Source organism: Pseudoduganella dura, from assembly GCF_009727155.1.
GTDB lineage: Bacteria > Pseudomonadota > Gammaproteobacteria > Burkholderiales > Burkholderiaceae_D > Rugamonas > Rugamonas dura.
Genome location: NZ_WNWM01000002.1, coordinates 1,452,664 through 1,478,566 on the forward strand (window position 1 = coordinate 1,452,664; position 25,903 = coordinate 1,478,566).

General features: G+C 66.8%; 19 protein-coding genes. 13 read left to right on the forward strand and 6 right to left on the reverse strand.

Going from position 1 to position 25,903, the window contains the following annotated elements; genetic code table 11:
* Positions 1-140: 140 nt before the first annotated feature.
* A complete protein-coding gene (locus tag GJV26_RS06520) occupies positions 141-704 on the forward strand; it encodes a DUF2939 domain-containing protein (protein WP_155708120.1) in 564 nt (187 codons plus the stop codon).
* A gap of 25 nt (positions 705-729) precedes the next feature.
* Here the strand turns inward: GJV26_RS06520 and GJV26_RS06525 are convergent, their stop codons facing one another.
* From GJV26_RS06525 to GJV26_RS06535, 3 genes are read right to left on the reverse strand one after another with little or no spacing between them, the layout of a single operon-like run.
* Entirely contained in the window at positions 730-3,588 is a 2,859-nt protein-coding gene (locus GJV26_RS06525; RefSeq protein WP_189441853.1) for a glycosyl hydrolase 115 family protein, read from the reverse strand.
* Complete coding sequence (locus GJV26_RS06530) at positions 3,589-5,172, reverse strand: glycoside hydrolase family 43 protein (RefSeq protein ID WP_155708121.1); 1,584 nt, start codon at positions 5,170-5,172, stop codon at positions 3,589-3,591.
* Positions 5,169-6,449 (reverse strand): SGNH/GDSL hydrolase family protein, encoded by a 1,281-nt coding sequence (locus GJV26_RS06535; RefSeq protein WP_155708122.1) that lies wholly within the window; start codon positions 6,447-6,449, stop codon positions 5,169-5,171. The genes GJV26_RS06530 and GJV26_RS06535 overlap by 4 nt, the downstream gene beginning before the upstream one ends.
* Before the next feature lie 206 nt (positions 6,450-6,655).
* Between GJV26_RS06535 and GJV26_RS06540 the strand changes: the two genes are divergently transcribed.
* The 9 genes from GJV26_RS06540 to GJV26_RS06580 all read left to right on the forward strand — a co-directional run bounded on the left by GJV26_RS06540 (position 6,656) and on the right by GJV26_RS06580 (position 19,235).
* Entirely contained in the window at positions 6,656-8,068 is a 1,413-nt protein-coding gene (locus GJV26_RS06540; RefSeq protein WP_155708123.1) for an enolase C-terminal domain-like protein, read from the forward strand.
* A 45-nt stretch (positions 8,069-8,113) separates the two neighbouring features.
* On the forward strand, positions 8,114-9,313 hold the full coding sequence (locus tag GJV26_RS06545) for a fumarylacetoacetate hydrolase family protein (protein ID WP_155708124.1): 1,200 nt from the start codon (positions 8,114-8,116) through the stop codon (positions 9,311-9,313).
* 2 nt (positions 9,314-9,315) lie between these two features.
* Entirely contained in the window at positions 9,316-10,125 is an 810-nt protein-coding gene (xylB, locus tag GJV26_RS06550) for a D-xylose 1-dehydrogenase (RefSeq protein ID WP_155708125.1), read from the forward strand.
* Positions 10,122-11,009 carry an SMP-30/gluconolactonase/LRE family protein gene (locus tag GJV26_RS06555; RefSeq protein WP_155708126.1) on the forward strand — a complete coding sequence of 296 codons (888 nt, stop codon included), beginning with the start codon at positions 10,122-10,124 and terminating at the stop codon, positions 11,007-11,009. The genes xylB and GJV26_RS06555 overlap by 4 nt, the downstream gene beginning before the upstream one ends.
* Positions 11,006-12,772, forward strand: a complete 1,767-nt coding sequence (locus GJV26_RS06560; RefSeq protein WP_155708127.1) for an IlvD/Edd family dehydratase — start codon at positions 11,006-11,008, stop codon at positions 12,770-12,772. The genes GJV26_RS06555 and GJV26_RS06560 overlap by 4 nt, the downstream gene beginning before the upstream one ends.
* Positions 12,773-13,003: 231 nt before the next feature.
* Positions 13,004-14,002, forward strand: coding sequence for a D-xylose ABC transporter substrate-binding protein (gene xylF, locus GJV26_RS06565; protein WP_155708128.1), 999 nt, complete (start codon positions 13,004-13,006; stop codon positions 14,000-14,002).
* Between the two features lie 21 nt (positions 14,003-14,023).
* Positions 14,024-15,553, forward strand: a complete 1,530-nt coding sequence (gene xylG, locus GJV26_RS06570; protein ID WP_155708129.1) for a D-xylose ABC transporter ATP-binding protein — start codon at positions 14,024-14,026, stop codon at positions 15,551-15,553.
* 21 nt (positions 15,554-15,574) lie between these two features.
* Positions 15,575-16,717, forward strand: a complete 1,143-nt coding sequence (locus tag GJV26_RS06575; protein ID WP_155708130.1) for a sugar ABC transporter permease — start codon at positions 15,575-15,577, stop codon at positions 16,715-16,717.
* Between the two features lie 115 nt (positions 16,718-16,832).
* The gene (locus GJV26_RS06580; RefSeq protein ID WP_155708131.1) at positions 16,833-19,235 is read left to right on the forward strand and encodes a glycoside hydrolase family 3 N-terminal domain-containing protein; all 2,403 of its coding nucleotides are present in this window, start codon (positions 16,833-16,835) and stop codon (positions 19,233-19,235) included.
* 137 nt (positions 19,236-19,372) lie between these two features.
* Here the strand turns inward: GJV26_RS06580 and GJV26_RS06585 are convergent, their stop codons facing one another.
* Positions 19,373-19,684 carry a hypothetical protein gene (locus GJV26_RS06585; protein WP_155708132.1) on the reverse strand — a complete coding sequence of 104 codons (312 nt, stop codon included), beginning with the start codon at positions 19,682-19,684 and terminating at the stop codon, positions 19,373-19,375.
* Positions 19,685-19,812: 128 nt separating this feature from the next.
* Positions 19,813-20,472: a thiol:disulfide interchange protein DsbA/DsbL gene (locus GJV26_RS06590; protein ID WP_229419191.1), complete on the reverse strand. Its 660-nt coding sequence runs from the start codon at positions 20,470-20,472 to the stop codon at positions 19,813-19,815.
* Positions 20,473-20,683: 211 nt separating this feature from the next.
* Here GJV26_RS06590 and GJV26_RS06595 point away from each other — a divergent pair, with 211 nt between their 5' ends.
* The 3 genes from GJV26_RS06595 to GJV26_RS06605 all read left to right on the forward strand — a co-directional run bounded on the left by GJV26_RS06595 (position 20,684) and on the right by GJV26_RS06605 (position 24,607).
* Entirely contained in the window at positions 20,684-22,801 is a 2,118-nt protein-coding gene (locus GJV26_RS06595; RefSeq protein ID WP_155708133.1) for a M1 family metallopeptidase, read from the forward strand.
* A 5-nt stretch (positions 22,802-22,806) separates the two neighbouring features.
* A complete protein-coding gene (locus GJV26_RS06600) occupies positions 22,807-23,676 on the forward strand; it encodes a hypothetical protein (RefSeq protein ID WP_155708134.1) in 870 nt (289 codons plus the stop codon).
* Positions 23,677-23,815: 139 nt separating this feature from the next.
* A complete protein-coding gene (locus GJV26_RS06605; protein WP_229419192.1) occupies positions 23,816-24,607 on the forward strand; it encodes a DODA-type extradiol aromatic ring-opening family dioxygenase in 792 nt (263 codons plus the stop codon).
* A 245-nt stretch (positions 24,608-24,852) separates the two neighbouring features.
* Here GJV26_RS06605 and ylqF read toward each other — a convergent pair whose 3' ends face one another.
* Positions 24,853-25,773: a ribosome biogenesis GTPase YlqF gene (ylqF, locus tag GJV26_RS06610; RefSeq protein WP_229419554.1), complete on the reverse strand. Its 921-nt coding sequence runs from the start codon at positions 25,771-25,773 to the stop codon at positions 24,853-24,855.
* Positions 25,774-25,903 lie beyond the last annotated feature (130 nt).

Genomic DNA, 25,903 nt, shown 5'->3' on the forward strand with positions numbered 1-25,903 from the left:
GAGTCCGTGTCACTTTGGTGCCTGGCACCAAAGTGACACGGACTCGGCCTTGACGGCAATGCGCGGATGCGCGGTGCCCATTCCCGCCCGCCCGGGTTCCTGCAGGTATAGTGACGCCTCTTGCAAGCAGGAGGCCGTCCATGTCCAATCAACGTATCGTCCCCATCGCCATCGCGCTGTTGCTGCTGCTGGCCGCGGCATTCTGGCATTTCTCGCCCTACCTCACGCTGCATGCGATGCGCAGCGCGGCCAGGGCGCACGATGCGGCGGCGCTGGCGCCGCACGTCGACTTCCCGCGGGTGCGCGAGAGCCTGAAGCGCCAGCTTCACGCTGCGACGGAGCGCAAGGCACGGGACGCCGCCGGCACCGGGACCGGTCTTGCGCAAGCCGGCGCCGCCTTCGGCGCAATGCTGGGCAACCTTGTCGCCGACAAGCTGGTCGATTCGCTGGTCACCGCGGAGCGCCTGGCGGATGCGATGCGCGAAGGACAGATCGCAGGGCAGGCGGAAGACGAAAACGAAGGACAGGCGGCTACCGCCGGGAAGGCGGAAAAACGCTGGACGTTCGAACGCGACGGCGCCGACGTCTTCATCGCCCGGGCGCTCGACAGCCGGAACGAGCCGGCCGTCGGGTTCGTGTTCGAGCGGCGCGGCTTCGCGACCTGGCGCCTGGTGAGCGTCGAACTGCCGCGACCGCGCGAATGACGGCGGCGGCCCGCCTCCCCGGCCTTCACTTCACCCGCGGGCTCTCCGGCGGCCCCAGGTAGCTGGCCTTCATCCCGCCCGCGTCGACCACCACCTTCTGCAGCACCACGGCCGGATCGAGGGCCCAGATCTTCAGCACGTGCGCACCCGGTCTGGCCACCACATGCCTCGTGGTGAACAGCGCGGCGCCATCGCCGACGATCTTTTCCCAGAACTTCTCCGATGCATCCGCATGCAGGTTGACGATCTGCGGCGCCTCGTCGTCGAACGCGACCGCGTAGCGCAGGCCCGCCCCCGGCTGGAATTTCAGGGTCGGCGCCACCGTGACCTGCACGTTCACGTTGCCGGTACTGAACAGGTGCATGTCGTATTCCAGCCGCATGCCGTCGCCCGGCGCCAGCGCCGGCGCATCCACCGGCAACGTCGTCATGCCGGACAGGGTGCGCCCGTGGTCGGGCACGTTCAGCCATTCGCGGCCCGGCGCGGCGACCGCGCGGGCATAATGCTCCGCCTCGATCGACACCACGCCGTGCGTCTCGACGAAACCGCGCACCGGCCCCGTGCCGGCCGGCTTGTGCACCGGCACCTCGATCTTCGCTTCGCCGGCAGGGCCGGTGACGAACAGCGTCGCACTGGCGGCACCCGGCGGCACCTGGTCCCAGCGCGCATCGACGGCGATGCGCTGCACCTTGTCCACCGTGCCGGAGGGTTTGTCGATCACGATCCACGGCTCGCTCGCGCGCACCGAATACCTGAACGGCGTGCCGCCGCGGTTGAACAGTTCCACCGTGCGCGGCTTGCGCTCGAAGGCATCGAGCGCCGGCAGCTTCAGCCCCTGCGCATCCGGCCACACGCCTTCGCTGCCCTCGACGGCCACGCCCAGCTCGCCGGCTTTCGGCACCTGGACCTCGCTGACCGCCGGCATCACGTTGCGCGGCGGCTGCTGCCAATACGTGTAGCCCAGGTGCGTCTGCGCCATCATGTGGTTCCATTTTCCGCCGTTGATCGCATGGTAGCGGCGCGTCAACGCGGCATCGTCGCGAAACAGCGCGCGGGTACGGTCGGCCATGTCGTTGGTGGCCGCCCTGCCCTGCTTCGCATACAGCCGGTTCAGGCCCGCCGCCGCATACAGTTCGTTGACGATGGCGCCCGCTTTCACCGGATGCAGCACCAGCTGGTAGAACGCGTCGCGGCGCTCCTTCGGCAGCGCGGCGGAGATCTTTTCCGCGCGGGCTTCGAGGGCACGGTACTCGGCCACGATGCGGGCCGATTCATCGTAGTTCACGTGGCTGTACGTTTCCGGTTCCAGCATTTCGGGCCGGCGGCGGCTGTTGTACCTGGCATATTTCGCGACGATGTCGGCGATATCGGCGGCGTGGCGCGGACCGAACTCGCGCGCCGCCCACAGCCGCTGGTATTCCTGCAGCCGGTCGGCCGGCCACGCGGCGGGATTCCACGCGTAGGCCAGGAAGAATTCCATCGGCACTTCCATCGGCTTCAGGTCGCCCACGTTGACGATCCACATGCGCGTGGCTTCGTGCTTCCACGCCAGGTGCATCTGTTCCCACACCTTCGGCAACGGCGTCACGTTCAGCCACTTGTAGTTGCGCGGGCCGCCCACGTAGTCGAAATGGTAGTAGACGCCCGCGCCGCCGGCGCGCTTGCGCTCCTGCTGCGTGGGCAGCCGGCGGATGTTGCCCCAGTTGTCGTCGCACCACAGCAGCAGCACGTCGTCCGGCACGCGCATGCCCTGCTCGTAGTAGTCCTGCACTTCCTTGTACAGCGCCCAGGCCTGCGGCACCTTCGTCACGTCCGGGTCCAGTTCCTCGGCGATCAGCTTGCGCTGGTCGGCCACTATCCTTTCCAGCAGCGCCACGTTCGAATCGCGCGACATCGGTTCGTCGCCGTCGCCGCGCATGCCCAGCGTGACGAATTTTTCGTAATCGCGCGTCTTCTTCAAACCGTCGCGCCAGAAGTCCTTCAGCACGCCCTCGTTGCGGCTGTAGTCCCATGGCCCCTTGCCGTAGCGCGACCACTCCTTGTGGGCGCGCATCATCGGCTCGTGGTGCGAGGTGCCCATCACGATGCCGTATTCGTCGGCCAGGCGGCCGTTTTCCGGATCGTCGTCGAAGAAGGCCGCATCCCACATCGCCGGCCACAGGTAATTGCCGCGCAGGCGCAGGATCAGTTCGAACACGCCCTTGTAGAACTTGCTGTTGTAGCCGCCGTAGCGCTGCTTGGCCCAGCCGGTCAGCGCCGGCGCCTCGTCGTTCAGGAAGATGCCGCGGTATTGCACCACGGGCGCGTCGTCGACCGCGGTGCCGGCCCGGGCGTACAGCGCCTTGCGTTTCACGGGCGGCACGTCGGCCCACCAGTACCACGGCGACACGCCGATCTGCTCGGAGACTTGATAGATGCCGTAGATGGTGCCGCGCTTGTCGCTGCCGGCGATCACCAGCGCGCGCTGCACGCCTGGCATCGGGTTGCGCACCGTGCGCACCAGGTAGCCCTCCCACTTGCCGCGGATCGGCGCCACGTCGAGCATGCCCGACTTCGCCAGGCCGTCGATCAGCGCGCTCTTGCCGACGGTGCCGACGATGACGGCGTCGATGCCGATCGGCGAGCCCGGATGCCGGACCTTGTGCAGCGCCGGCTTCACGCCGCCCACGCGGGCGACATCGGCCTGCAGGTCGCCGGTCGCGCGCAGCACGCCCGCATGATCGTTCGCATCGACGAAGATCGGCGCGGCCCGCCCTTTCGCCAGCAGTTCGACCGCGTCGGCGTTGTCGCGTTCGAAGGCAATGAACGGTGCCAGGCCGAGTGCCTGCCCGGCCGAGGAAAGCTGCAGCAGCAGCGCCAGCAGGATGAAACGTGCGATCGTCACTCAGTCTCCCAGCGGTTCGTAGTCGAACCGGTCGAAATCGGCCGGCGCGCCCACGGCCATCATGCCCGCGAACACACCGGTAAAGCCGCCCGCGTCTTCCGACGACAGCGCCGCGGTCGGCGCGCTGCCCAGTACCACGGGCGCCCCGCCGTCCTGCGCGTAGCTGAATTCGTAGCGATCCGGCCACGCCCGTACCTGCAGGTCGACGGCGCCGGCCGCCAGCGCCGCCGATGCCACGACCTTTGTTTCGCCCTTGATGCGCGTAACCAGCTCCACGCGGCGCGCCGCGTCGCTGCCGCCGATGCGCAGCTGGTAGTGGTTGTTCTCGTTCTGCCGCAATGCCAGGCCAGCATACTGGCCCGGCCCGTCCGGCCTGAATTCCACGCGCGTGGCGATCCGCGCGTTCAGGTGCTGCTGCCGCCGCGCCACGAAGGCCGGCGTCGCCACGTCGTCCAGCGTTGCCTTGTTGCCGTTGACACGCAGGAAGCCGGCCCGCTCCGTCAGCGAGTACAGCCCGGTGGACGGACCGCGCAGGAACGTCCAGTACAGGTCCAGCTTCGGCCCGTCGAACCCGTTGCGCACCGGTTCTTTCGGCCACGGCGCCGACGGCGGCAACCCGGCCGCGCTCATTTCCAGCGCCAGCGGTTTGCCGCCGTTGACGACGGGCCAGCCATCCTTCCATGTCACGGGTGCCAGCAGTGTTTCGCGGCCCAGGTGGTGCCTGTTTTTTCCATCCTCCCTGTTCGGCCGCACACCAAGCAGTACCATCCACCACGTGCCGTTTTCGGCCTGCACCAGGTCGCCGTGGCCGGTGGCCTGCAGCGGCAGTTCCGGATGATCGCGGTGCGACAGGATCGGGTTGCCCTTGTGCGCCTCGAACGGGCCGGACGGCGACTTCGAGCGCGCCACCGTGATCTTGTGATCGTACGACGTGCCGCCTTCGGCGATCACCAGGTAGTACCAGCCGTTTACCTTGTACAGGTGCGGTCCCTCCGGCCACACGCCGCCGGTGCCGCGCCAGACCGGTTTCGGTTCTTCCAGCAGTTTCCCGGACTTGATGTCGATGCGGGCCTGGACGATGCCGCCCTTCTCCCCGCCGTCGTGGCGCGTGTAGTACACGGTGCCGTCGTCGTCGAAGAACAGCGACGGATCGATCCATGGCGTCTTTTCCTCCATCCACACGGGTTCCGACCACTCGCCGGCCGGATCTTTCGTATGGACGATGAAATTGCCGCCGCTCTCGACGTTCGTCGTGATCAGGTAGAAATTGCCGCCTTCGCAGCGCAGCGTGGGCGCATAGATGCCGCGCGATGCCCGCTGCCCCTTCAGCGGCAGTTGCGATTCGCGGGTCAGCGCATGGCCGATCTGCTTCCAGTGCACCAGGTCGCGGCTATGGAAGATCGGCACGCCCGGAAAATACTCGAAGGTGCTGTTGGCCAGGTAGTAATCCTTGCCGACCCGGCAGATGCTGGGGTCCGGATGAAAACCCGTGATGACGGGATTGCGGTAGGCGGGCGCGCCCGGCGCTCCGGCAGCTTGCGCCGCCGCCAGCAGCAGCGCGGATGCAAACAGCGCCGCCCTCATTTGGCACCGCCGCAAGTGGTGCGCAGCGCCTGCAGCGGCACCGCCTCGGCCAGCGCACGCAGGCCCGGGATCGACGGATGCAGGCCATCGTTGTCGTATTCCTTGCGCAGCCTGTCCGGCTGCTGCGGGTCGCGCAGCGCGGCATCGAAATCGGCCACGGCGTCGAACACGCCGGACTTGCGGATCCAGTCGTTCAGTTGCTGGCGGTCCGCCTCGTTCGCGGCGGCGGGCCGGTAATAGTCGCTGCCGGCATAGGGCGTGACGGTGGCGCCGATCACGCAGATGCCGTGCGCATGCGCGCGCTCGACGAGCTGCCTGTGCGCCAGCTGCAAGTCCTCGACCAGCTTGGCGCGCGCGGCGGGGATATCCTCGCCGTTGCGGCGCAATACGCCCAGGTCGTTCACGCCGATCATCACCACCGCGTGCGTGACGCCGGCGCGGCCGATCACGTCGCGGTCGAAGCGCGACGCCAGGTTGGGGCCGAGCCCGTCGCGCAGCATCCGGCCGCCGCCGATGCCGACGTTGACCACGCCCATCGGCTTGCCGCCCCGGGCGATGCGGCCGGCCAGCACGTCCGGCCAGCGGTCGTTGCCGTCCGTCGTGGTGCCGTAGCCGTCGGTGATCGAATCGCCGACCGCCACCACGGCGCCCACGTCGCGCGGCGCCTGCACTTCGACGTCGGACAACATGTACCAGCGCGTGATCTTCTCCGCACCGCTCCATGCGGCATCCAGCGTGCGCTGGCCTTTCGCCACGAAGCTGGTCGCGCGCGAACCGGGGTGGCCGGTCTGTTTCGACGGCGCGCCGTTGAAGTACAGGGAGACGGCGATATCGGCACCGGCCTTGTGCGGCATCGCCACCACGTCGCTGTAATACTCGGCGCCGGCGGGAATCATCACGGAAGTGCGGCCGCCGAAGGTCAGCGCCTTCGCCGACTGCGGATCGATATCCGGACTGCCGGGCCCTTTCGCCAGGCCGATGCCGGCCGCTTCCACTACCAGCGGGGTGACGCCGAACACATTGCTGATGCGGATGCGCAGCCTGTCGCCGCCGAGCGCCACGTGCACGACCTGGCGCAGCGTCGCATCGCGCCAGTGCTCCTGCGGCAGTTCGTTCTGGGGTTCCGGCGCCATCTGGGCCGCCCCCCACGAGGCCACCCAGTGCCAGTCCTTCGGGGATTGGGCCGCGCTGGCCGGGTTTGTCCCGGTAGCCAGCAGCAGGCCGGCCGCGAACAGGGCGGCGCCGCGGGCGCGCAGCCCGGTGTAAGTTCCTTGCATGTTTGTCTCCGCTTGTTATCGGTTTTATCGCAGGCGTGCCGCTCAGGGGGCACTGCCCGGCATTTTTTCGTGCAGCACGCGGTGCATGTTGTAGCGCTATCTTCACTCTCCGGCTTTGCCGAGCTTTACATCGCGGAGATGTTGACTTGCCACGTTAATTCGCGCAAACTGCAAAATGTTAGCGCTATTCATTTTAGGCCAGGGCGATGGTACAGGCAACATATAATAACGAGACGAATGTGGCGGCGAAGACCCCGGTGATCACCTCGATGCAGGTGATTCCCGTGGCCGGCCACGACAGCATGCTGTTCAACCTGTGCGGCGCGCATGGCCCCTATTTCCTGCGCACGCTGGTGCTGCTGAAGGATAGCGCGGGCAATACCGGCATCGGCGAAGTGCCCGGCGGCGCCGGCATCACCAGGGCGCTGGAAAATTCGATCCCCCGCGTGGTCGGCACCCAGGTCGGCCGCTTCAACCGCACCCTCAACGCCGTGCGCGAGGGCATTGCCGGTAAAGCGCAAGGCCCGCAAACGCTGCGGCACCAGGTCACCTCGGCCGCCGAGGCGGCCGTGCTGAAACAACCCCACGAAATCAACCTGCGCCTCGAGAACGTCGTCACGGCGATCGAGGCCGCATTGCTCGACCTGCTCGGCCAGCACCTCGGCGTGCCGGTCTGCGAACTGCTGGGCTCCGGCCAGCAGCGCGACAAGGTGCCGATGCTCGCCTACCTGTTCTACATCGGCGACCGCACCCGTACCGACCTTCCCTATCTCGAAAGCTCCGGCACGGGCGACGACTGGTATGCGATGCGCCACCGCGAAGCGGTCACGCCGCAGGCGATCGTCGAACAGGCCGAAGCGACCGTGGCGCGCTATGGCTTCCGCGACTTCAAGCTGAAGGGCGGCGTGATGCGTGGCGACGAGGAAATGGAAGCCGTCGCCGCGATCAAGAAACGCTTTCCCGATGCGCGCGTGACGCTCGATCCGAACGGCGCCTGGTCGCTGGACGAAGCGATCCGCCTGTGCCGCAACCAGGGCCACGTGCTGGCCTACGCCGAAGATCCGTGCGGCCCGGAAAACGGCTACTCGGGCCGCGAGATCATGGCCGAGTTCAAGCGCGCCACCGGGCTGCCCACGGCCACCAACATGATCGCCACCGATTGGCGGCAGATGGCGCACTCGCACCTGCTGGGCGCGGTGGACATCCCGCTGGCCGACCCGCACTTCTGGACCATGCAGGGATCGGTGCGCCTGGCGCAGCTGTGCCAGGAATGGGGCATGACATGGGGCTCCCATTCGAACAACCACTTCGACGTGTCGCTGGCGATGTTCACGCACGCGGCAGCCGCCGCGCCGGGCCGCATCACGGCGATCGACACGCACTGGATCTGGCAGGAAGGGCAGGCCCGCCTGACCCGCGAACCGCTGCAGATCGTGGGCGGCGAAGTGGCCGTGCCCGATCGCCCCGGCCTGGGCATCGAACCCGACCTGGACCGCATCGCCGCCGCGCACGCGCTGTACCTGAAGGTGGGAACGGGCGCGCGCGACGATGGCATGGCCATGCAATATTTGATTCCCGGATGGACGTATTCGCCCAAGCTCCCCAGCCTGGGCCGCTGAACCCGATTCAGATTTCATCCATAACCAGAACAAGAGGAGACTCACATGAAGGAAGCGCCAATTTCGTCACTGCTGCCCGCCGACCTGCCGCAGGCACTGCTCGTGGGCCGCGTATGGCGGACCGGTGATATCGACGGCCCGGCCGTCGTGGCTGTCCGTAACGGCGAGGTGTTCGACATCACCCGCCACGCATCGACCGTATCGGAACTGTTCGAACGGAACGACCTGGTCAATATCGTGCGCTCGGCACCGGGCGAATCGCTCGGCCGCGTCGAAGTGTTGATCGAGAACGCGCTGTCGGCCGCTCCGGCCGCCGATGTGCCGCGCCTGCTGGCACCGAACGACCTGCAAGCCATCAAGGCCTGCGGCGTGACGTTCGCCGTGAGCCTGCTGGAACGGGTGATCGAGGAACAGGCCGGCGGCGTGCCCGCCCGCGCCGAACAGCTGCGCGGCGAACTGCTGGCATCGATCGGCGCCGACCTGTCGAGCATCAAGCCCGGCTCGCCGCAGGCCGAACAGCTGAAAAAGGAATTCATCAGCCGTGGCGCCTGGTCGCAGTACATGGAGGTGGGCATCGGTCCGTATGCCGAAGTGTTCTCGAAGTCGCAGCCGATGTCGGCGGTGGGCTTCGGCGCCGACGTGGGCCTGCATCCGGAATCGAAGTGGAATAACCCGGAACCGGAAATCGTGCTGGCCGTGACGAGCCAGGGCAAGCCGATCGGCGCCGCGCTGGGCAACGACGTGAACCTGCGCGACATCGAAGGCCGCAGCGCGCTGCTGCTCGGCAAGGCCAAGGACAACAACGGCTCCTGCTCGATCGGCCCGTTCATCCGCCTGTTCGACGACAGTTATTCGCTCGACAGCGTGCGCAATGCCGAAGTGCGCCTGACGATCGAAGGTGACGACGACGACTTCGTGCTCGACGGCGTGAGCCTGATGAAGCAGATCAGCCGCGACCCGCTCGACCTGGTCGGCCAGACCTGCGGCGCGCACCACCAGTACCCGGACGGCTTCATGCTGTTCCTCGGCACCATGTTCTCCCCCATCAAGGACCGCGACGCCAAGGGCGGCGGGTTCACGCACCACAAGGGCGACCGCGTCACGATCGCCAGCCCCGCGCTTGGCGCATTGATCAACCATGTCCACCGCAGCGATGAAATCGCGCCATGGACGTTCGGCGTTCGCGCCCTGTACAACAACCTGGCCCGCCGCGGCTTGCTGGGTGATGCAACTGGAGGTAAGTAACGATGGCTGGCGAAACGACTCAAGGCGAACGGACACCGTTTGAATATGCCACCTATCCGGACCTGAAGAACAAGCGTGTCGTCGTGACCGGCGGCGGCACCGGCATCGGCGCCGGCATCGTCGATGCGTACGTCAGGCAGGGCTCGCAGGTGGTGTTCCTGGACATCGACGACGAACCGTCGCAGCGGCTGGCCGCCGGCTATCCCGGCGCGGCGCACCAGCCGCGCTTCATCCATTGCGACATGACCGATGTCGAAGCGCTGAAGAAAACGTTTGCAGACATCGAACGCGATATCGGCGGCGTCGATATCCTGATCAACAACGCGGCCAATGACCACCGCCACGCCGTGGCCGACGTGACCCCGCAATACTGGGACGACAGCCTGGCCGTGAACCTGCGCCACCAGTTCTTCTGCGCGCAGGCCGTGGCGCCCGGCATGAAGGCCGCCGGCGGCGGCGTGATCCTGAATTTCGGTTCGATCTCGTGGTACCTGGCGCTCCCGCAGCTCACGCTGTACATGACCGCCAAGGCGGCCATCGAAGGCCTCACGCGCGGCCTGGCCCGCGACCTGGGCGGCGACGGCATCCGCGTCAACACGGTGATCCCCGGTTCGGTCAAGACGCCGAAGCAGATGGCGCTGTGGTACACGCCGGAAGGCGAAGCCCAGATCATGGCTTCGCAACTGCTGAAGGAACGCATCGAACCGGAAGACGTGGCGGCGCTGACGCTGTTCCTGTCGTCGAACCAGGCGTCGCGCTGCACCGGCCGCGACTACTTCGTGGACGCCGGCTGGTACGGAGACGGCAAATGACGGCGGGAACCGGCGCGACCCCGCGCTGCATCTGGCCGCTGGGCGCCACGCTGGGCGAAGGCCCCGTCTGGCATCCGGCCGAGCAGGCGCTGTACTTCGTCGACATCAAGCAGCACAAGCTGCACCGGGTCGATGCGGACGGCGGCAACACGCGGACATGGGACATGCCCGGCGAGACCGGCTTTGCCCTGCCCGTCGACGGTGGCGGCTTCGTCTGCGGCCTGGCCGGCAAGCTGGTGCGATTCGATCCGGCGACCGGCGCATTCACGCCCGTTACCGAGTTCGAAGCGGACCGTCCCGGCAACCGCCTGAACGACGGCCACGTGGCGCATGACGGCGCGATCTGGTTCGGCTCGATGGACAATGCCGAAACGTCGGCCTCGGGCGCCCTGTATCGCTATGACGGCGAGCTGACGAAGCACGACGACGGCATCATCATCACCAACGGCCCGGCGTTTTCCCCGGACCGCAAGACCTTCTACCACACCGACACGTTCGGCAAGACCGTCCACGCGTTCGACGTCGAGGCGGACGGCACGCTTGCCAACAAGCGCGTGTTCGCGACGATCGCCGAACCCGGCTGGCCGGACGGCACGGCCGTCGATGCCGCCGGCAACGTGTGGGTCGCCGTGTTCCGCGGCGCCCGCGTGGAACAGTACTCGCCAGCCGGCGAACTGCTCCAGGCCATCGCCTTCCCGGTACCGAACGTGACGAAGATCGCGTTCGGCGGCCCGGACCTGAAAACCGCATTCGCCACGACCGCCACGAAAGGCCTGAACGACGAAGAACGCGCCGCCGCACCGCTTGCCGGCGGCGTGTTCGCGTTCCCCGTCGACGTGCCCGGGCTGCCGCAGCACCTGATCGCATTGGACCCAGCAAAATGACCCGCCGTTACCGTTCCCAGGACTGGTTCGACAATCCGGACCACATCGACATGACCGCGCTGTACCTCGAGCGCTTCATGAATTACGGGATCACCCCGGACGAACTGCGCAGCGGCAAGCCGATCATCGGCATCGCCCAGTCGGGCAGCGACATCAGCCCGTGCAACCGCATCCACCTGGAGCTCGCCAAGCGCGTGCGCGACGGCATCCGCGATGCCGGCGGCATCCCGATGGAATTCCCGCTGCACCCGATCTTCGAGAACTGCCGCCGCCCCACCGCCGCGATCGACCGCAACCTGGCCTACATGGGACTGGTGGAGATCCTGCACGGCTACCCGATCGATGCCGTGGTGCTGACCACCGGCTGCGACAAGACCACGCCAGCGCAGCTGATGGCCGCCGCCACCGTGGACATCCCGGCCATCGTGCTGTCCGGCGGCCCGATGCTGGACGGCTGGCTCGACGGTGAGCTGGTCGGTTCCGGCGCGGCGATCTGGAAAGGCCGCCGCCGCCTGGCCGCCGGCGAGATCGACAACGAGAAATTCCTGGAAATCGCCGCCGCGTCGGCCCCTTCGGCCGGCCATTGCAACACGATGGGCACCGCGTCGACGATGAACGCGATCGCCGAAGCGCTGGGCATGTCGCTGACCGGCTGCTCGGCGATCCCGGCGCCGTACCGCGAACGGGGCCAGATGGCCTACGAGACGGGCCGCCGCATCGTGGCGATGGCCGAGCAGGACATCCGCCCTTCGTCGATCCTGTCGCGCGACGCGTTCCTGGACGCGATCGTCACCAACGCGGCGATCGGCGGCTCCACCAACGCGCAGCAGCACATCATGGCGATGGCCCGCCACGCCGGCGTGGAAATCCACACGGAAGACTGGATGAAGTACGGCCACGACGTGCCGCTGCTGCTGAACATGCAGCCTTCCGGCAAATACCTGGGCGAGCGCTTCCACCGCGCCGGCGGCGTGCCGGCCGTGATGTGGGAACTGGAACAGAACGGCCTGCTGCGTTCGGACCGCCCGACGGTCACCGGCAAGTCGCTCAAAGAGAACCTCGTGAACCGCGAAACGGGCGACCGCGAGATGATCTGGCCGTTCGCCGCGCCGCTGAAATCGAAGGCGGGCTTCTTCGTCCTGTCGGGCAACCTGTTCGACTTCGCGATCATGAAGACGTCGGTGATCTCGGACGAGTTCCGCGCCCGCTACCTGAGCCAGCCGGGCAACGAAGGCGTGTTCGAAGCCCGCGCCATCGTGTTCGACGGTTCGGACGACTACCACAAGCGCATCAACGATCCGTCGCTGAACATCGACGAGGACTGCATCCTGGTCATCCGCGGCGCCGGCCCGATCGGCTGGCCCGGTTCGGCCGAAGTGGTCAACATGCAGCCGCCCGATGCGCTGATCAAGCGCGGCGTGAAGAACCTGCCGACGCTGGGCGACGGCCGCCAGTCCGGCACGTCGGACAGCCCGTCGATCCTGAACGCCTCGCCGGAATCGGCCGTGGGCGGCGGCCTGGCCTGGATCCGCACCGGCGACACGATCCGCGTGGACCTGAACAACGGCACCGCCAACATGCTGGTCGACGAGGCCGAGATCGAGCGGCGCAAGGGCGACGGCATCCCGCCGTTCCCGGCCAGCCAGACGCCATGGCAGCAGATCTACCGCTCCACCGTGGGGCAGATGCAGTCGGGTGCCGTGATGGAACTGGCGCTGGAGTACAGGAATATCGGCGAGGTCCTGCCGCGGCATAACCACTGACGCATTGGTGTCGGACACCTTTTTCCGGGCGCCTTTTCCGGAAAAAGGATGTCGGACACCGGTTTTCGCATGCGTCCGGCTACGGCAGGGAAAACCGGTGTCTGACACCGTTGAAGCGGTGCCCTGGCGCCAACCAGCAATTCGACATTGAACGATGAACTGACAAGAACCATCCATTCCATCCAAAGATAACAACAACAGGCCACAGGCCACCCATCTCAGGAGACACACATGAAGTTGAAGATCGCCATCGCGAGCGTCCTGCTCGCCCTCTCTTCCGGCGCCGCCCTGGCCGACGCGAAAAATCCGAAAATCGGTTTCTGCATCGACGACCTGCGCCTCGAGCGCTGGACGCGCGACCGCGACTACTTCGTCAAGGAAGCCGAGCGCCTCGGCGCGAAGGTGTACGTGCAGTCGGCGGACGCCAGCGAACAGCGCCAGATCTCGCAGATCGAGAACCTGATCTCGCGCGGCGTGGACGTGCTGGTGATCGTGCCCTACAACGCCACGGTGCTGAACAACGCGATCCGCGAAGCGAAGAAGGCCAAGATCAAGGTGGTGTCGTACGACCGCCTGATCCTCAATTCCGACGTGGACGCCTACATCTCGTTCGACAACCAGAAGGTGGGCGAGCTGCAGGCCGAGGCGATCAAGGCGATCAAGCCGAAGGGCAACTACTACCTGCTCGGCGGCGCGCCGACCGACAACAACGCCAAGATGCTGCGCGAGGGCCAGCTGAAAGTGCTGCAGCCGCTGATCGACAAGGGCGACATCAAGGTGGTCGGCAAGCAGTGGGTCAAGGACTGGAGCGCATCGGAGGCGATGTCCATCGTCGAGAACGCGCTGACCGCGAACAACAACAAGATCGACGCCATCGTCGCGTCGAACGATGCGACGGCCGGCGGTGCGATCCAGGCCCTCACCTCGCAGAAGCTGCAGGGCAAGGTGCCCGTGTCCGGCCAGGATGCCGACCTCGCGGCGGTGAAGCGCGTGATCGCCGGCACGCAGGCGATGACCGTGTACAAGCCCCTTAAACTCATCGCCACCGAGGCGGCGAAACTTTCCGTGCAGCTGGTGCGCAACGAGAAGCCGGCGTTCAACTCGCAGTACAACAACGGCAGCAAGCAGGTGCCCACGTTGCTGCTCAAACCCATCCCGCTGACGAAGGCCAACGTGCAGGTGCTGGCCGACGACGGGTTCTACTCGAAGGCCCAGCTGACCGCCAATTGACCGGGAAGGATAACTGAGCGCATGAGCGACTACCTTCTCGAGATGCGCCGCATCGTCAAGCAGTTCGACGGTGTGCGCGCACTGAACGGCATCGACATCAAGGTGAAGGCCGGCGAATGCGTCGGCCTGTGCGGCGAGAACGGCGCAGGCAAATCCACGCTGATGAAGGTGCTGTCCGCGGTCTACCCGCACGGCACCTGGGACGGCGAGATCGTCTGGGATGGCACGCCGCTGCAAGCCACGTCGATCCGTGAAACGGAAGCCGCCGGCATCGTCATCATCCACCAGGAACTGATGCTCGTGCCGGAACTGTCGGTGACTGAAAATATCTTCCTCGGCAACGAGATCACCTTGCCCGGCGGGCGGCTCGACTACGACACGATGAACCGCCGCGCCAACGCGCTGCTGGCCGAGCTGAACATCCGCGACGTCAACGTGGTGCTGCCCGTGAAACAGTACGGCGGCGGCCACCAGCAGCTGATCGAGATCGCCAAGGCCCTGAACAAGAACGCCCGGCTGCTGATCCTGGACGAGCCGTCGTCTTCGCTGACCACGTCCGAGATCCGCATCCTGCTCGACATCATCCACAAGCTCAAGGCCAAGGGCGTCACCTGCATCTACATTTCGCACAAGCTCGACGAGATCGCGGCGATCTGCGACACGATCGTGACGATCCGCGACGGCCAGCACATCGCCACCACGCCGATGCGCGACATGAGCGTGGAAAAGATCATCGCGCAGATGGTCGGGCGCGAGATGAACCAGCTCTACCCGGAACGGCGGCACACGCCGGGCGACGTGATCTTCGAGGCGAAGCACGTGACGTGCTGGGACCCGGACAATCCGCAGCGCAAGCGCGTGGACGACGTGTCGTTCACCTTGCGCCGCGGCGAGATCCTCGGCATCGCCGGACTGGTCGGCGCGGGGCGCACCGAACTGGTGTCGGCGATCTTCGGCTCGTATGAAGGCCAGTACCAGGCCGAGGTGTGGTACGACGGGCAGCGCCTGGATACCGGCACGCCGCTGAAATCGATCCGCGCCGGCCTGGCGATGGTGCCGGAAGACCGCAAGCACCATGGCATCGTGCCGGACCTGTCGGTGGGCCAGAACATGACGCTGGCCGTGCTGCAGCAGTTCTCGCATGGCAGCCGCATCGACCAGGACGAGGAACTGCGGGTGATCCGCGGCGAGATCGGCAGGCTGAAACTGAAGACCGCCAGCCCGTTCCTGCCGATCACCGGCCTGTCGGGCGGCAACCAGCAAAAGGCCGTGCTGTCGAAACTGCTGCTGACGAATCCGAAGATCCTGATCCTCGACGAACCCACGCGCGGCGTGGACGTGGGCGCCAAGTTCGAGATCTACCAGCTGATGCTGAACCTGGCCGCCGAAGGCATCTCGATCATCATGGTGTCGTCCGAACTGCAGGAAGTGCTGGGCGTTTCCGACCGCGTGCTCGTCATCGGCGAGGGCGAACTGCGCGGCGACTTCGTCAACACCAACCTGACGCAGGAAATCCTGCTGGCCGCCGCCCTGGCGCAACCGCTCCACTGAAGGGCTTCACGGATATATCCCATGAAAAGTAATCTCCTTAAAAAACTGTTCACGCAGTACAAGATGCTCGCCCTGCTGGTCGCCATCGTGCTGATCTGGGGCTTCTTCACGTCGATGACGGAGGGCGGCTTCCTCACGCCGCGCAACATGTCGAACCTGATGCGGCAGATGGCGGTCACCGGCATCCTGGCCTGCGGCATGTCGCTGGTGATCATCGCCGGCGAGATCGATCTTTCCGTCGGCTCGCTGCTGGGCCTGCTGGGCGGCGTTGCCGCCGTGCTGGACGTCACGCACGGCATGAGCCTGCCCGTGAACATGATTGCCGTGCTGGCGGTGGGCCTGTTCATCGGCCTGTTCAATGGCTACCTGACGGCTTACCTGCATATCCCGTCGTTCATCGTGGGCCTGGGGGGCATGCTGGCCTACCGCGGCATCCTGCTCGGCGTGACCGATGGCGTGACCATCGCTCCCGTGTCGGAGGAATTCGTCTACATCGGCCAGGGCTACCTGCCGCCGCTGTGGGGCATCGTGCTGGGCGTGGCGCTGTTCGCGGTCGCCGTCTTCCTCACCTGGCGCCAGCGCCAGAGCCGCGCGCACCATGGGCTGGAGCAGGCGCCGGTCTGGCGCGACGGCCTGCGGCTGGCCATCATCGGCGCCGTGCTGTTCGGCTTCGTGACCACGCTGAACAGCTATGAAGGCATTCCGCTGCCGGTGCTGCTGCTGCTCGCGCTGCTTGGCATCTTCACCTACATGACGACGCAGACCGTGTTCGGCCGCCGCATCTACGCGGTGGGCTCGAACATGGAAGCGACGCGCCTTTCCGGCATCAACGTGAAAGCCGTCAAGCTGTGGATCTTCGGCATCATGGGCCTGATGTGCGCCCTCGCCGGCCTGATCAACACGGCGCGCCTCGCGGCCGGCGCGCCATCGGCCGGCACCTCGGCCGAACTCGATGCGATCGCCGCCTGCTTCATCGGCGGCACGTCGATGCGCGGCGGCGTCGGCACCGTGTACGGCGCGCTGATCGGCGCGCTGGTCATGGCCAGCCTGGACAACGGCATGTCGATGCTGGACGTCGACACGTACTGGCAGATGATCGTCAAGGGCGCGATCCTGACCCTGGCGGTCTGGGTCGATGTGGCCACCCGCGCAGGCAAGCGCTGACACAGCGCGTTTGCCCGGGCGCTATCCCATCCTGCAGGCAAGCGCTGATCGGCGCGCTTGCCCGGGCGCCATTCCATCCTGCAGGCAAGCGGTAAATATAAAAATTGGAGACACGATGCACCAAGACTCAAACAACGGCCGGCGGCGCTTCCTGGCCACCGTGGCCGCGGCCGGTGCCGCCGGCGCGGCCCCCGCGATGTCGTTTGCAGCGGCCGCCCGCCCGCTCTACAAGGATCCGGCCGCGCCCGTGCCGAAGCGGGTCGACGACCTGCTCAAGCGGATGACGCTGGAAGAAAAGATCGCGCAGATGGATTGCGTGTGGAACGACAAGGGCAAGATCGAGGACAACGGCGCCTTCTCCGCCCCGAAGGCGGCAAAGGTCTATCCGAACGGCATCGGCATGCTGGCGCGGCCATCGGACCGCCAGGGCAAGTCCGACGCGGGCGGTGCCGTGGCGGCCGGCGACGACGGCGCCCGCCCGAACCGCGGCGCGCAGGAGACGGCGAACTACGTGAACGCGGTGCAGAAATGGGCCGTCGAGCAGACGCGCCTGGGTATCCCGCTGTTCATGCACGAGGAAGCGCTGCACGGCTACGCCGCGCGCGACGCCACCTCGTTCCCGCAGGCGATCGGGCTGGCTTCATCGTTCGATACCGACCTGGTGACGCGCGTGTTCTCGGTGGCGGCGCGCGAGATGCGCGCGCGGGGCGCGAACTTCGCGCTGGCACCGGTGGTGGACGTGGCGCGCGAGCCGCGCTGGGGCCGCATCGAAGAGACCTTCGGCGAAGATCCGCACCTGTGCGCGGAAATCGGCAAGGCCGCCGTGATCGGCTTTTCCGGCACGTCGCGCCAGCTCGCCGGGGACAAGGTGCTGACCACGCTGAAGCACATGACGGGCCACGGCCAGCCGGAATCGGGCACCAACATCGGCCCGGCCGAGGTCAGCGAGCGCACGCTGCGCGAAGAGTTCTTTCCGCCGTTCGAGCGGCTCGTGCGCGAGACCACCGTGGCCGCGATCATGCCGTCGTATAACGAGATCGGCGGCGTGCCGTCGCATGCCAACCGGTGGATGCTGAACGATGTCGCCCGCAAGGAATGGGGCTTCCAGGGCGTGATGGTGTCCGACTACATGGGCATCAAGGAACTGGTCACGCGCCACAGGATGGCCGCCACGCCGAAGGAAGCGGGATACTACGCGGTGAAGGCCGGCGTCGATATCGAAACCCCCGATGGCCACGGCTATCGCCACCTGGCCGAGCTGGTCAGGGAAGGCAAGGTCGCAGAGGCCGAGATCGATGCGATGGTGCGCCGCATCCTCGCGCTGAAGTTCAACGCCGGCCTGTTCGAGCAGCCGTATGCCGATGCGCAGGCGGCGGACGCCCGCACCGCGACGGCCGCCGACGTGGCGCTGGCGCGCGAAGCGGCGGCCCGCTCGATGGTGCTGCTGAAGAACGACAAGGGCGTGCTGCCGTTGCAGCCGAAGAAAGTCGGCAAGCTGCTGCTGCTGGGCACGCACGCGAAGGACACGCCGATCGGCGGCTATTCCGACGTGCCGCGCAAGGTGGTGTCGATCCACGAGGCGCTGGCCGCGGAAGCGAAGGCGCAGGGCTTCGGCTTCGATTACCGCGAAGGCGTGCGGATCACCGAGGAGCGCATCTGGGGCAAGGACGAGATCCGGTTCACGGCGCCGGACGTCAACGCGAGGCTGATCGCCGAAGCGGTAGCGGCGGCGAAATCGGCCGACACGATCGTCATGGTCCTGGGCGACAACGAACAGACCAGCCGCGAAGCGTGGGCCGACGGGCACCTGGGCGACCGCGCCACGCTGGACCTGATGGGCCAGCAGAACGACCTGGCAAAGGCCATCTTCGACCTGGGCAAGCCCACCGTGGTGTTCCTGCTGAACGGCCGGCCGATGACGATCAACCTGCTGGCCGAGCGCGCCGATGCGATCGTCGAAGGCTGGTACCTGGGCCAGGAGACGGGCAATGCCGCGGCGGATGTGCTGTTCGGGCGCGCCAACCCGGGCGGCAAGCTGCCGGTATCGTTCGCCCGCAGCGTGGGCCAGCTGCCGATCTTCTACAACCACAAGCCTTCGGCCCGGCGCGGCTACATCGACGGCAGCACGAAGCCGTTGTACCCGTTCGGTTTCGGCCTGTCGTACACGAAGTTCGACATGTCCGCGCCTCGGCTGAAGAAGGCCACGATCCGGCCGGACGAATCGACGCAGGTCGAAGTCGACGTGGCCAACGTGGGCCCGGTTGCCGGCGACGAGGTGGTGCAGATCTATATCCGCGACGACATCTCGTCCGTGACGCGCCCGGTGCTGGAACTGAAGGCCTTCCGGCGTGTGACGCTGCGGCCGGGCGAGAAGAAGACGCTGGTCTTCGACATCCGACCGGCCGACCTGGCGTTCCACAACATCGACATGAAACGCGTGGTCGAACCCGGCAGTTTCACCATCCATGCGGGGCCGGACAGCGTGCAGCTGAAGTCGGTGAAGCTGCTGGTGGGCTGACGCGTCGATTGCCCCCGCAAACAGCGCCGGCGCGCCGCTTCAAAGGTGTCCGACACCAATGCGGCGACTTTCGACGACGTGTCGATCCGCCATGAAAAAAGCCCGCGACGCGGGCTTTTTTCATTGGCGAACAACGCTTACTTTTCCGGCGACAGGTGCCCCATCGCATAGCCGAGGTGCTGCCACCAGTGCTCGCGCGAGCGCACGGTCAGCAGGCAGGTCTTGTTGACCTCCTCCTTGAACACGCGGTCCTGGCATTGCTTCGTGATCAGCGCATGGCGCTGGTTTTCCGCATTGACCAGCGCGGCGCCCATCCAGCCGGCCAGGATCACGAGCAGGATCACCAGGCTCCAGGCGAGATGGTTGACGTTGCTGACGCTGAACAACCGCTTTTCATCGGGTTCCAGCGCATCGTACAGCTTCATGATGCCTTCTTCGCGATCCGTCATGGCTACACCCCAGTTTCAACTTCGTTTCTTCAGTTGCTAATCTACAATTACCTGGAGTACTCAAATTATTAAGTTACTCAAGCTAACCGAAATTACCCGCGGTTACTTCCGCGGTTACGTTTCCGCAGTTACTTCTTCTCCGCGACCTTGGCCACCAGCTGGTCGAGCACGGCGATCGTCTGCCGGCCGGCCTGGACTTCGGAAGCGCCGGCGCCGCCGGCGATCGTCGGCGAGGTCATGTAGCGGCCATCGACGACCAGCGTGGGCGCGGAACTGACCTGGTACTTGGAGATCAGCGTGCCCAGTTGCTTCATCTTAGTCTGTACGCTGAACGAATTAAAGAGCTGTTCGTAGCGCGCCTTGTCGATGCCGTTCTTGAGCAGGAACTGCTTCACTTCGTCATCGCTGCGGTAGATGCGCTGGCGCTCGCCGTGGATGGCGCGCAGGATCTTGCCGTGCACGGCTTCGGTCTGGCCCATCGCTTCCAGCGTCACGTACGCATGCGCCAGCGGATCGGTCGGGCTCTGGGCGAAGTGCAGGCGGCGGAACGAGATCTTGTCGCCCTGCTTTTTCACCCACTCTTCCAGCAGCGGATCGAGCGCGTAGCAGTGCGGGCACGTGTACATGAAGAACTCGATGACCTCGACCTTCTTGCCCTGCGCGGCCACCGGCACCGGCGTGCTCAGGGTCGTGTAGCCCGGCCCGGCGGCATGGGACGTGGCGGTGAACGTGGCGGACATCGCCAGCATCGCGGTGGCGGCAAGCATGAGGCGGCGCGTGGAACGCATGATCTTCCTTCCAGGTTAAGGTCGCATGAAAATACAAACGCCGCGAGATTACCATTTTTTGCGGCAACGTAAGTAGCGTGGCGCGAATTTAGCTCTGAAGGGTTAAGGCTGGGTTAAGGCCGGGTTCGCGCGCGCCGGCGAGGACAAAGGGTTGCCGGACAAGCATGCCCATCGTTATAGTGGCCATACCATCATCCGAACCAGGAGCAGCATGCGCGTCCTGCAATCCCTCGCGGCCGCCGCGGCAGCCGCCCTCCTGCTGTTCCAGCCGGTGCCGCGAGCACAGGGCGTGCCAGCCCAGCCGCCCCGGGACATCCCGTTCGCACCACCCCACGCGGCAGCCGTGGCCACGCCAAGCAGTCCCGGCGCCTGGGGCGGGATACGCACCGGCACCGAAGCCACGCTGTCCGACCGCGTGGCGAACTACCGGATCGAAGCCACGCTCGATCCGGTGCGCCACACGATCGACGGCCGCCAGCAGCTCGCCTGGCGCAACCGCAGCGACCGCACGGTGCACAGCGTGTACCTGCACCTGTACCTGAATGCGTTCCGCAACGGCGACAGCACGTTCAACACCGAGCTGCGCGCCCAGGGGCTTGCCGACGGCATGGGCGAAGGCGAATGGGGCTACATCGAGCTGCGCGACGTGCGCCAGGACGGGGCGGCCGTACCGTGGACATTCGTGCAACCGGACGGCGGTCCGAAGACGGACCGCACCGTGGTACGCCTCGACCTGCCCCGCGGCGTGGCGCCCGGTGCCGCCACCATGCTGGACATCGCGTTCTTCGACCAGCTGCCGCGCGTGACGGCCCGCACCGGCTGGTTCGGCACCTTCCACCTGGTGGCGCAATGGTTCCCGAAGATCGGCGTGCTGGAACTGCCGGGCGAGCGCGGCGCCACCGCCGTGCGCTGGAACGTGCACGAATACCACACCGATTCCGAGTACTACGCCGACTTCGGCCATTACGACGTGAAGCTGACCGTGCCGCGCGGATACACGGTGGGCGCCACCGGCGCGCTGCAGGGCCCTCCGGTGGAACGGGACGGCCTCGTCACGCACCATTACGCGCAGGGCGACGTGCATGACTTCGCCTGGACGGCCGACAGCCGCACCGCGCCGCCGCTGCGCGCCACGTGGACAGGACGCGATCCGGCAGGAAAGACAAGGCCGGTCGCCATCACCGTGCTGTATCCGCCCGACTATGCATCGAACGCCGCGCCGGTGCTGGAGATGACGAAAAAGTCGCTGGACTATTTCGCCCGCAAGCTGGGCCCCTACCCCTACGACACGCTGACCGTGGTGATCGCGCCCTTCAACGCGGCGCACGCCGGCAGCATGGAATACCCGACCTTCTTCACCGCCGACAGCGTGCGCGACCCGTCGCCAGGCACGCGCGACCGGCACGACCTGGACTTCGTCACCGTGCACGAGTTCGCGCACAGCTATTTCTACGGCATCATTGCCAGCAACGAGTTCGAGGAACCGATGCTCGACGAAGGGCTGAACGAATACTGGAACGCCCGCATGCTGGGCGAACGGCCCGTGACGTTGCGCCTCGCGGCATCGCTGCGGGGCGGCGCGTTCGCCTTCGGCGGCTTTCCCGGCGAACGCTTCGACATGCCGCGTCCCGCATCGGCCGATCCGCTCGGCGCCAACGCGTACGACCGGATCGACGGCATCAATTCCGTCTACGCCCGCTCCGCCGTCATGCTGCACGACCTGGAAGCGCAGCTGGGCACCGAAACGATGGACCGCGCTTTCCGCGAATACTACCGGCGCTGGAAGTTCCGCCATCCCGGCGTGGCCGACCTGCGCGAAACGCTGGCCGAGGTCAGCGGGCAACGGGCGCTGGTCGAGGCGGTGTTCGCACAGCAGGTGTACGCGGCGCAGGCGGTGGACGACCGTATCGCCTCGCTGGCCAGCGAAGAAATAGGTCCGCAGCCCGGCTACGCGGCCAGGGATGGCAAGCTGGTGGAAGTCACGCAGCGCATGCTCGAAGAAGGCGCCTCCGGCCCACCACGGTACCGCACGACCGTCGTGGTGCGCCGTGGCGGGGCCGCCGTGCCGCAGGTACTGGCCGTCACGTTTGCCGACGGCAGCCGCGAAACGGTGCGCTTCGACGGCGCGGCAAGCTGGCGGCGCTTCGCATGGGACAAACCGGTACGCGCCGTGTCGGCCGAACTGGACCCCGAGCGGCGCCACCTGCTCGACGTTAACAAGCTGGACGATTCGCGTACCCTCGAACCGGATGCCGGCGCCACGCGCCGCTGGACCTTCGATCTTGCCGCCGTCTTCCAGACCCTCCTCGCCCTGATCGCCACGTTATGAAACCTTTGCGAACAACATTGCACGCCGCGCGCACCGCGCTGCAGTGGCGCCTGCTGCTGCTCTGGCTGGCCTGCCTGCTGCTGCCTGCCGCCCTGCTGGCCGTGCCGGTGGGGCTGGTACTGTCGGAACAGCTCGACCACTCGGTCCATGCGCCGGCGCTGGCCCGCGCGCTCGACCTGGTGGCGATCGCCGATCTCGGCACCGGAATCGACCGCAACGGCAAGCCGCTGACTGCCGCCGCCGCCGCCGCGGTGTTGCTGACGCTGCTGTTGTCGCCGCTGCTGACGGGCGCCGCCGTGGCGGCGGCACGCGCGCCGGAACGCCTGCGGTGCCGGGAACTGCTCGCCGGCGCCGCCATCCAGTATCCGCGCATGTTCCGCATGCTGCTGTGGGGCGCGGTCCCGCTCGGCGTGGCGGCTGCGCTGGGCAGCCGGCTCGCCGAGGCGGCGGACGGCCGCATGGAGCGGGCGATCGCCTGGAGCGATGCACAGCCATGGCAGGTGGGCGCGGCCGTGGCGGCGGTGCTGCTGGTGCTGCTGGCGAACCTGACGCTGGACACCGGCCGCGCCGCGCTGGCGATCGACCTGCGCCGCACGTCGGCCGTCAAGGCGTGGTGGCGCGGGCTGGCCCTGGTGCGGCAGCGGCCGGGCGGCGTGCTGCTGGCGTGGGCCGGGCCGACCGTCGCCGGCCTGCTGCTTGCCGCGCTGCTGGCCTGGGGCCGGCTGCACGTGCCGGCCATCGGCCTTGCCGGCACGGCCGGCGCGCTGCTGCTGGCGCAGCTGATCGTGCTGGTGCTGGCGTGGATGCGGATGACGCGGCTGTTCGCGCTGGTGGCGCTGGCGCGGCGCCAGGCGGGGCCGGCGCAGCTGCACTGAGCGCCTTGCGGGACCGGACGGTTACCAGTTCACCGTCAGACTGCGCCGACCGATTCGAACATCAGTATCGAGATTTTGCGGGTTGCCGCGGCGCGCCGCCGGCCGTATATTCATGGCGTTCGAAACGATGGAGTGCAGCATGTTGCCCACTTATTTCCTGTCGCATGGCGGCGGACCCTGGCCCTGGATGAAGCAGGAATTCGGCGGCGCGTACGACGTGCTGGATGCGTCGCTGCGCGACATTCCCCGCCAGGCCGGCGGCAAGCCGGCGGCGGTGCTGGTCGTGACCGCGCATTGGGAGACGCCGGAATTCGGGCTGTCGGCCGGCGCGCAGCCCGGCATGATCTACGACTACGGCGGCTTCCCGCCGCACACCTACCAGATCCGCTACGGCGCGCCCGGTTCCCCCGCGCTGGCCGCACGCGCGCAGGCGCTGCTGCGGGAAGCCGGCATCGCCGCCGGACTCGATGCCGAACGCGGCTTCGACCACGGCACGTTCTCGGCGATGTACCCGGTGTTCCCCGAAGCGGACGTGCCGATCGTGCAGCTGTCGCTCAAGCGCGGGCTGGATCCGTTGGAACACCTGGAAGCGGGCCGCGCACTGCGGCCACTGCGCGACGAAGGCGTGCTGATCGTGGGCAGCGGGCTCAGTTACCACAACCTGCGCGCCTTCAACGGCGCCGGCGCGGCCGCCTCGCACCAGTTCGACGACTGGCTGCGCAAAGCGATGGCACTGCCGCCGAAGGAGCGCGGCATCGCGCTGATGAACTGGGAGCACGCCCCCGCCGCGCGCGCCGCCCATCCGCGCGAGGAACACCTGCTGCCGCTGATGGTGGCGCTCGGCGCCGCCGAGGAGGAAGCGGCCGCCGTCGTGTACCACGAGGACGCGTTCATGGGCGCCCTGGCCGTCAGCAGTTTCCGGTTCGGATAGCAGCAACGGCATGGGTGACGTTCGCGCCTGAACGTCTGGTGTCCGACGAATTTTTCCAGAAAGCCGGAAAAATTGTCCGACACCTTCGAAGCCGAAGCATTGGTGTCCGACACCTTTTTCCGGGCGCTTCATCCGGGAAAAGGATGCCGGACACCGGTTTTCTTCACCCATTCAGGAAATGGTGTCAGGAGCGACGGAATGCCTGCCATCGCCGCTTGGCAGGCACGGAGCATGCGCCGGCCGGATCAGGTCCCCCGCTTGCCCTTCATCCGCTCGGCTTCCTTCTCGGCGGCCTTCGCCGCGGCCAGTTCCGCCTTGACGCGCTCAGCCTCGGTGAACGCGGCCAGCGCGGCGGCGCGGGTCTCGGGGGTTTCCAGCGAGATGCGGCCGAGCGCGCCGCTGCGGTAATCCTGCAGCAGCATGTGCGAGGCCTTTTCATAGTCCCAGTCGCCGCCGCGGATGCGGTAGCCGCGCTTTTGCGCCAGTCCCTCGACGACGGCGATGGCATCCATCTCCGCCGTCTTGAAGCCGTAGCGGGCGGCCAGCAGTTGCGGGTAGCGCCGCAGCAGTTCGCCGGCCAGCCACTCGGCCACTTCTTCCTCGATCAGCGCATTGGCGCCGATCGCATGGCTGGCGGCCAGCGCCAGGCCGTCGCTCGGCATGGCGATCTTCGGCCACAGCAGGCCCGGCGTATCGATGATGGCGGTGTTCTTGTCGAGGTAGATCTTTTGCTGGGTTTTCGTCACGGCCGGCTCGTCGCCCACTTTCGCCACGCGGCGTTTCAGCAGCGCATTCATCAGCGTGGACTTGCCCACGTTGGGAATACCCATGATCATCAGCCGCAGCGGCTTGGTCGGCACGCCGCGGTGCGGCGCCAGCGCGCGCGCCTTGTCGATCACCCTGGCCACGTCGGCCGGTTTCTTGGTCGTCATCGCGTACGCGGTCACCGCGTCGTCCTGCTCGAAGTACCGGACCCACGCGGCGGTGGCATCGGGATCGGCCAGGTCGATCTTGTTCAGCACCTTCAGGCACGGCTTGGCGCGGAACTTGCGCAATTCCTCGACCAGCGGGTTGGTGCTCGCCTCCGGCAGGCGGGCATCGACGACTTCGATGACGACGTCCACATCCGCCATCTGTTCGGCCGCCTTCTTCTTGGCGGCGTTCATGTGCCCGGGGAACCATTGAATGGCCATGCTGTTACCTTCTGAATGTCTGAAACAATCCGCTATTTTACCGGCACTGCCGGCGCTGGTACCATCTGCGTCTCCCCTGTTTTCCGTCCACAGCCGCCGTATC

What these genes read in the sequence shown, in the direction of transcription:
- GJV26_RS06580 (WP_155708131.1), top strand. Translation starts at nt 16,833, where the DNA reads ATGCACCAAGACTCAAACAACGGCCGGCGGCGCTTCCTGGCCACCGTG.
- GJV26_RS06590 (WP_229419191.1), bottom strand. Translation starts at nt 20,472, where the DNA reads ATGCGTTCCACGCGCCGCCTCATGCTTGCCGCCACCGCGATGCTGGCG.
- xylF (WP_155708128.1), top strand. Translation starts at nt 13,004, where the DNA reads ATGAAGTTGAAGATCGCCATCGCGAGCGTCCTGCTCGCCCTCTCTTCC.
- xylG (WP_155708129.1), top strand. Translation starts at nt 14,024, where the DNA reads ATGAGCGACTACCTTCTCGAGATGCGCCGCATCGTCAAGCAGTTCGAC.
- GJV26_RS06605 (WP_229419192.1), top strand. Translation starts at nt 23,816, where the DNA reads ATGTTGCCCACTTATTTCCTGTCGCATGGCGGCGGACCCTGGCCCTGG.
- GJV26_RS06540 (WP_155708123.1), top strand. Translation starts at nt 6,656, where the DNA reads ATGGTACAGGCAACATATAATAACGAGACGAATGTGGCGGCGAAGACC.
- GJV26_RS06560 (WP_155708127.1), top strand. Translation starts at nt 11,006, where the DNA reads ATGACCCGCCGTTACCGTTCCCAGGACTGGTTCGACAATCCGGACCAC.
- GJV26_RS06530 (WP_155708121.1), bottom strand. Translation starts at nt 5,172, where the DNA reads ATGAGGGCGGCGCTGTTTGCATCCGCGCTGCTGCTGGCGGCGGCGCAA.
- GJV26_RS06520 (WP_155708120.1), top strand. Translation starts at nt 141, where the DNA reads ATGTCCAATCAACGTATCGTCCCCATCGCCATCGCGCTGTTGCTGCTG.
- GJV26_RS06575 (WP_155708130.1), top strand. Translation starts at nt 15,575, where the DNA reads ATGAAAAGTAATCTCCTTAAAAAACTGTTCACGCAGTACAAGATGCTC.
- xylB (WP_155708125.1), top strand. Translation starts at nt 9,316, where the DNA reads ATGGCTGGCGAAACGACTCAAGGCGAACGGACACCGTTTGAATATGCC.
- ylqF (WP_229419554.1), bottom strand. Translation starts at nt 25,773, where the DNA reads ATGAACGCCGCCAAGAAGAAGGCGGCCGAACAGATGGCGGATGTGGAC.
- GJV26_RS06585 (WP_155708132.1), bottom strand. Translation starts at nt 19,684, where the DNA reads ATGACGGATCGCGAAGAAGGCATCATGAAGCTGTACGATGCGCTGGAA.
- GJV26_RS06555 (WP_155708126.1), top strand. Translation starts at nt 10,122, where the DNA reads ATGACGGCGGGAACCGGCGCGACCCCGCGCTGCATCTGGCCGCTGGGC.
- GJV26_RS06545 (WP_155708124.1), top strand. Translation starts at nt 8,114, where the DNA reads ATGAAGGAAGCGCCAATTTCGTCACTGCTGCCCGCCGACCTGCCGCAG.
- GJV26_RS06595 (WP_155708133.1), top strand. Translation starts at nt 20,684, where the DNA reads ATGCGCGTCCTGCAATCCCTCGCGGCCGCCGCGGCAGCCGCCCTCCTG.
- GJV26_RS06535 (WP_155708122.1), bottom strand. Translation starts at nt 6,449, where the DNA reads ATGCAAGGAACTTACACCGGGCTGCGCGCCCGCGGCGCCGCCCTGTTC.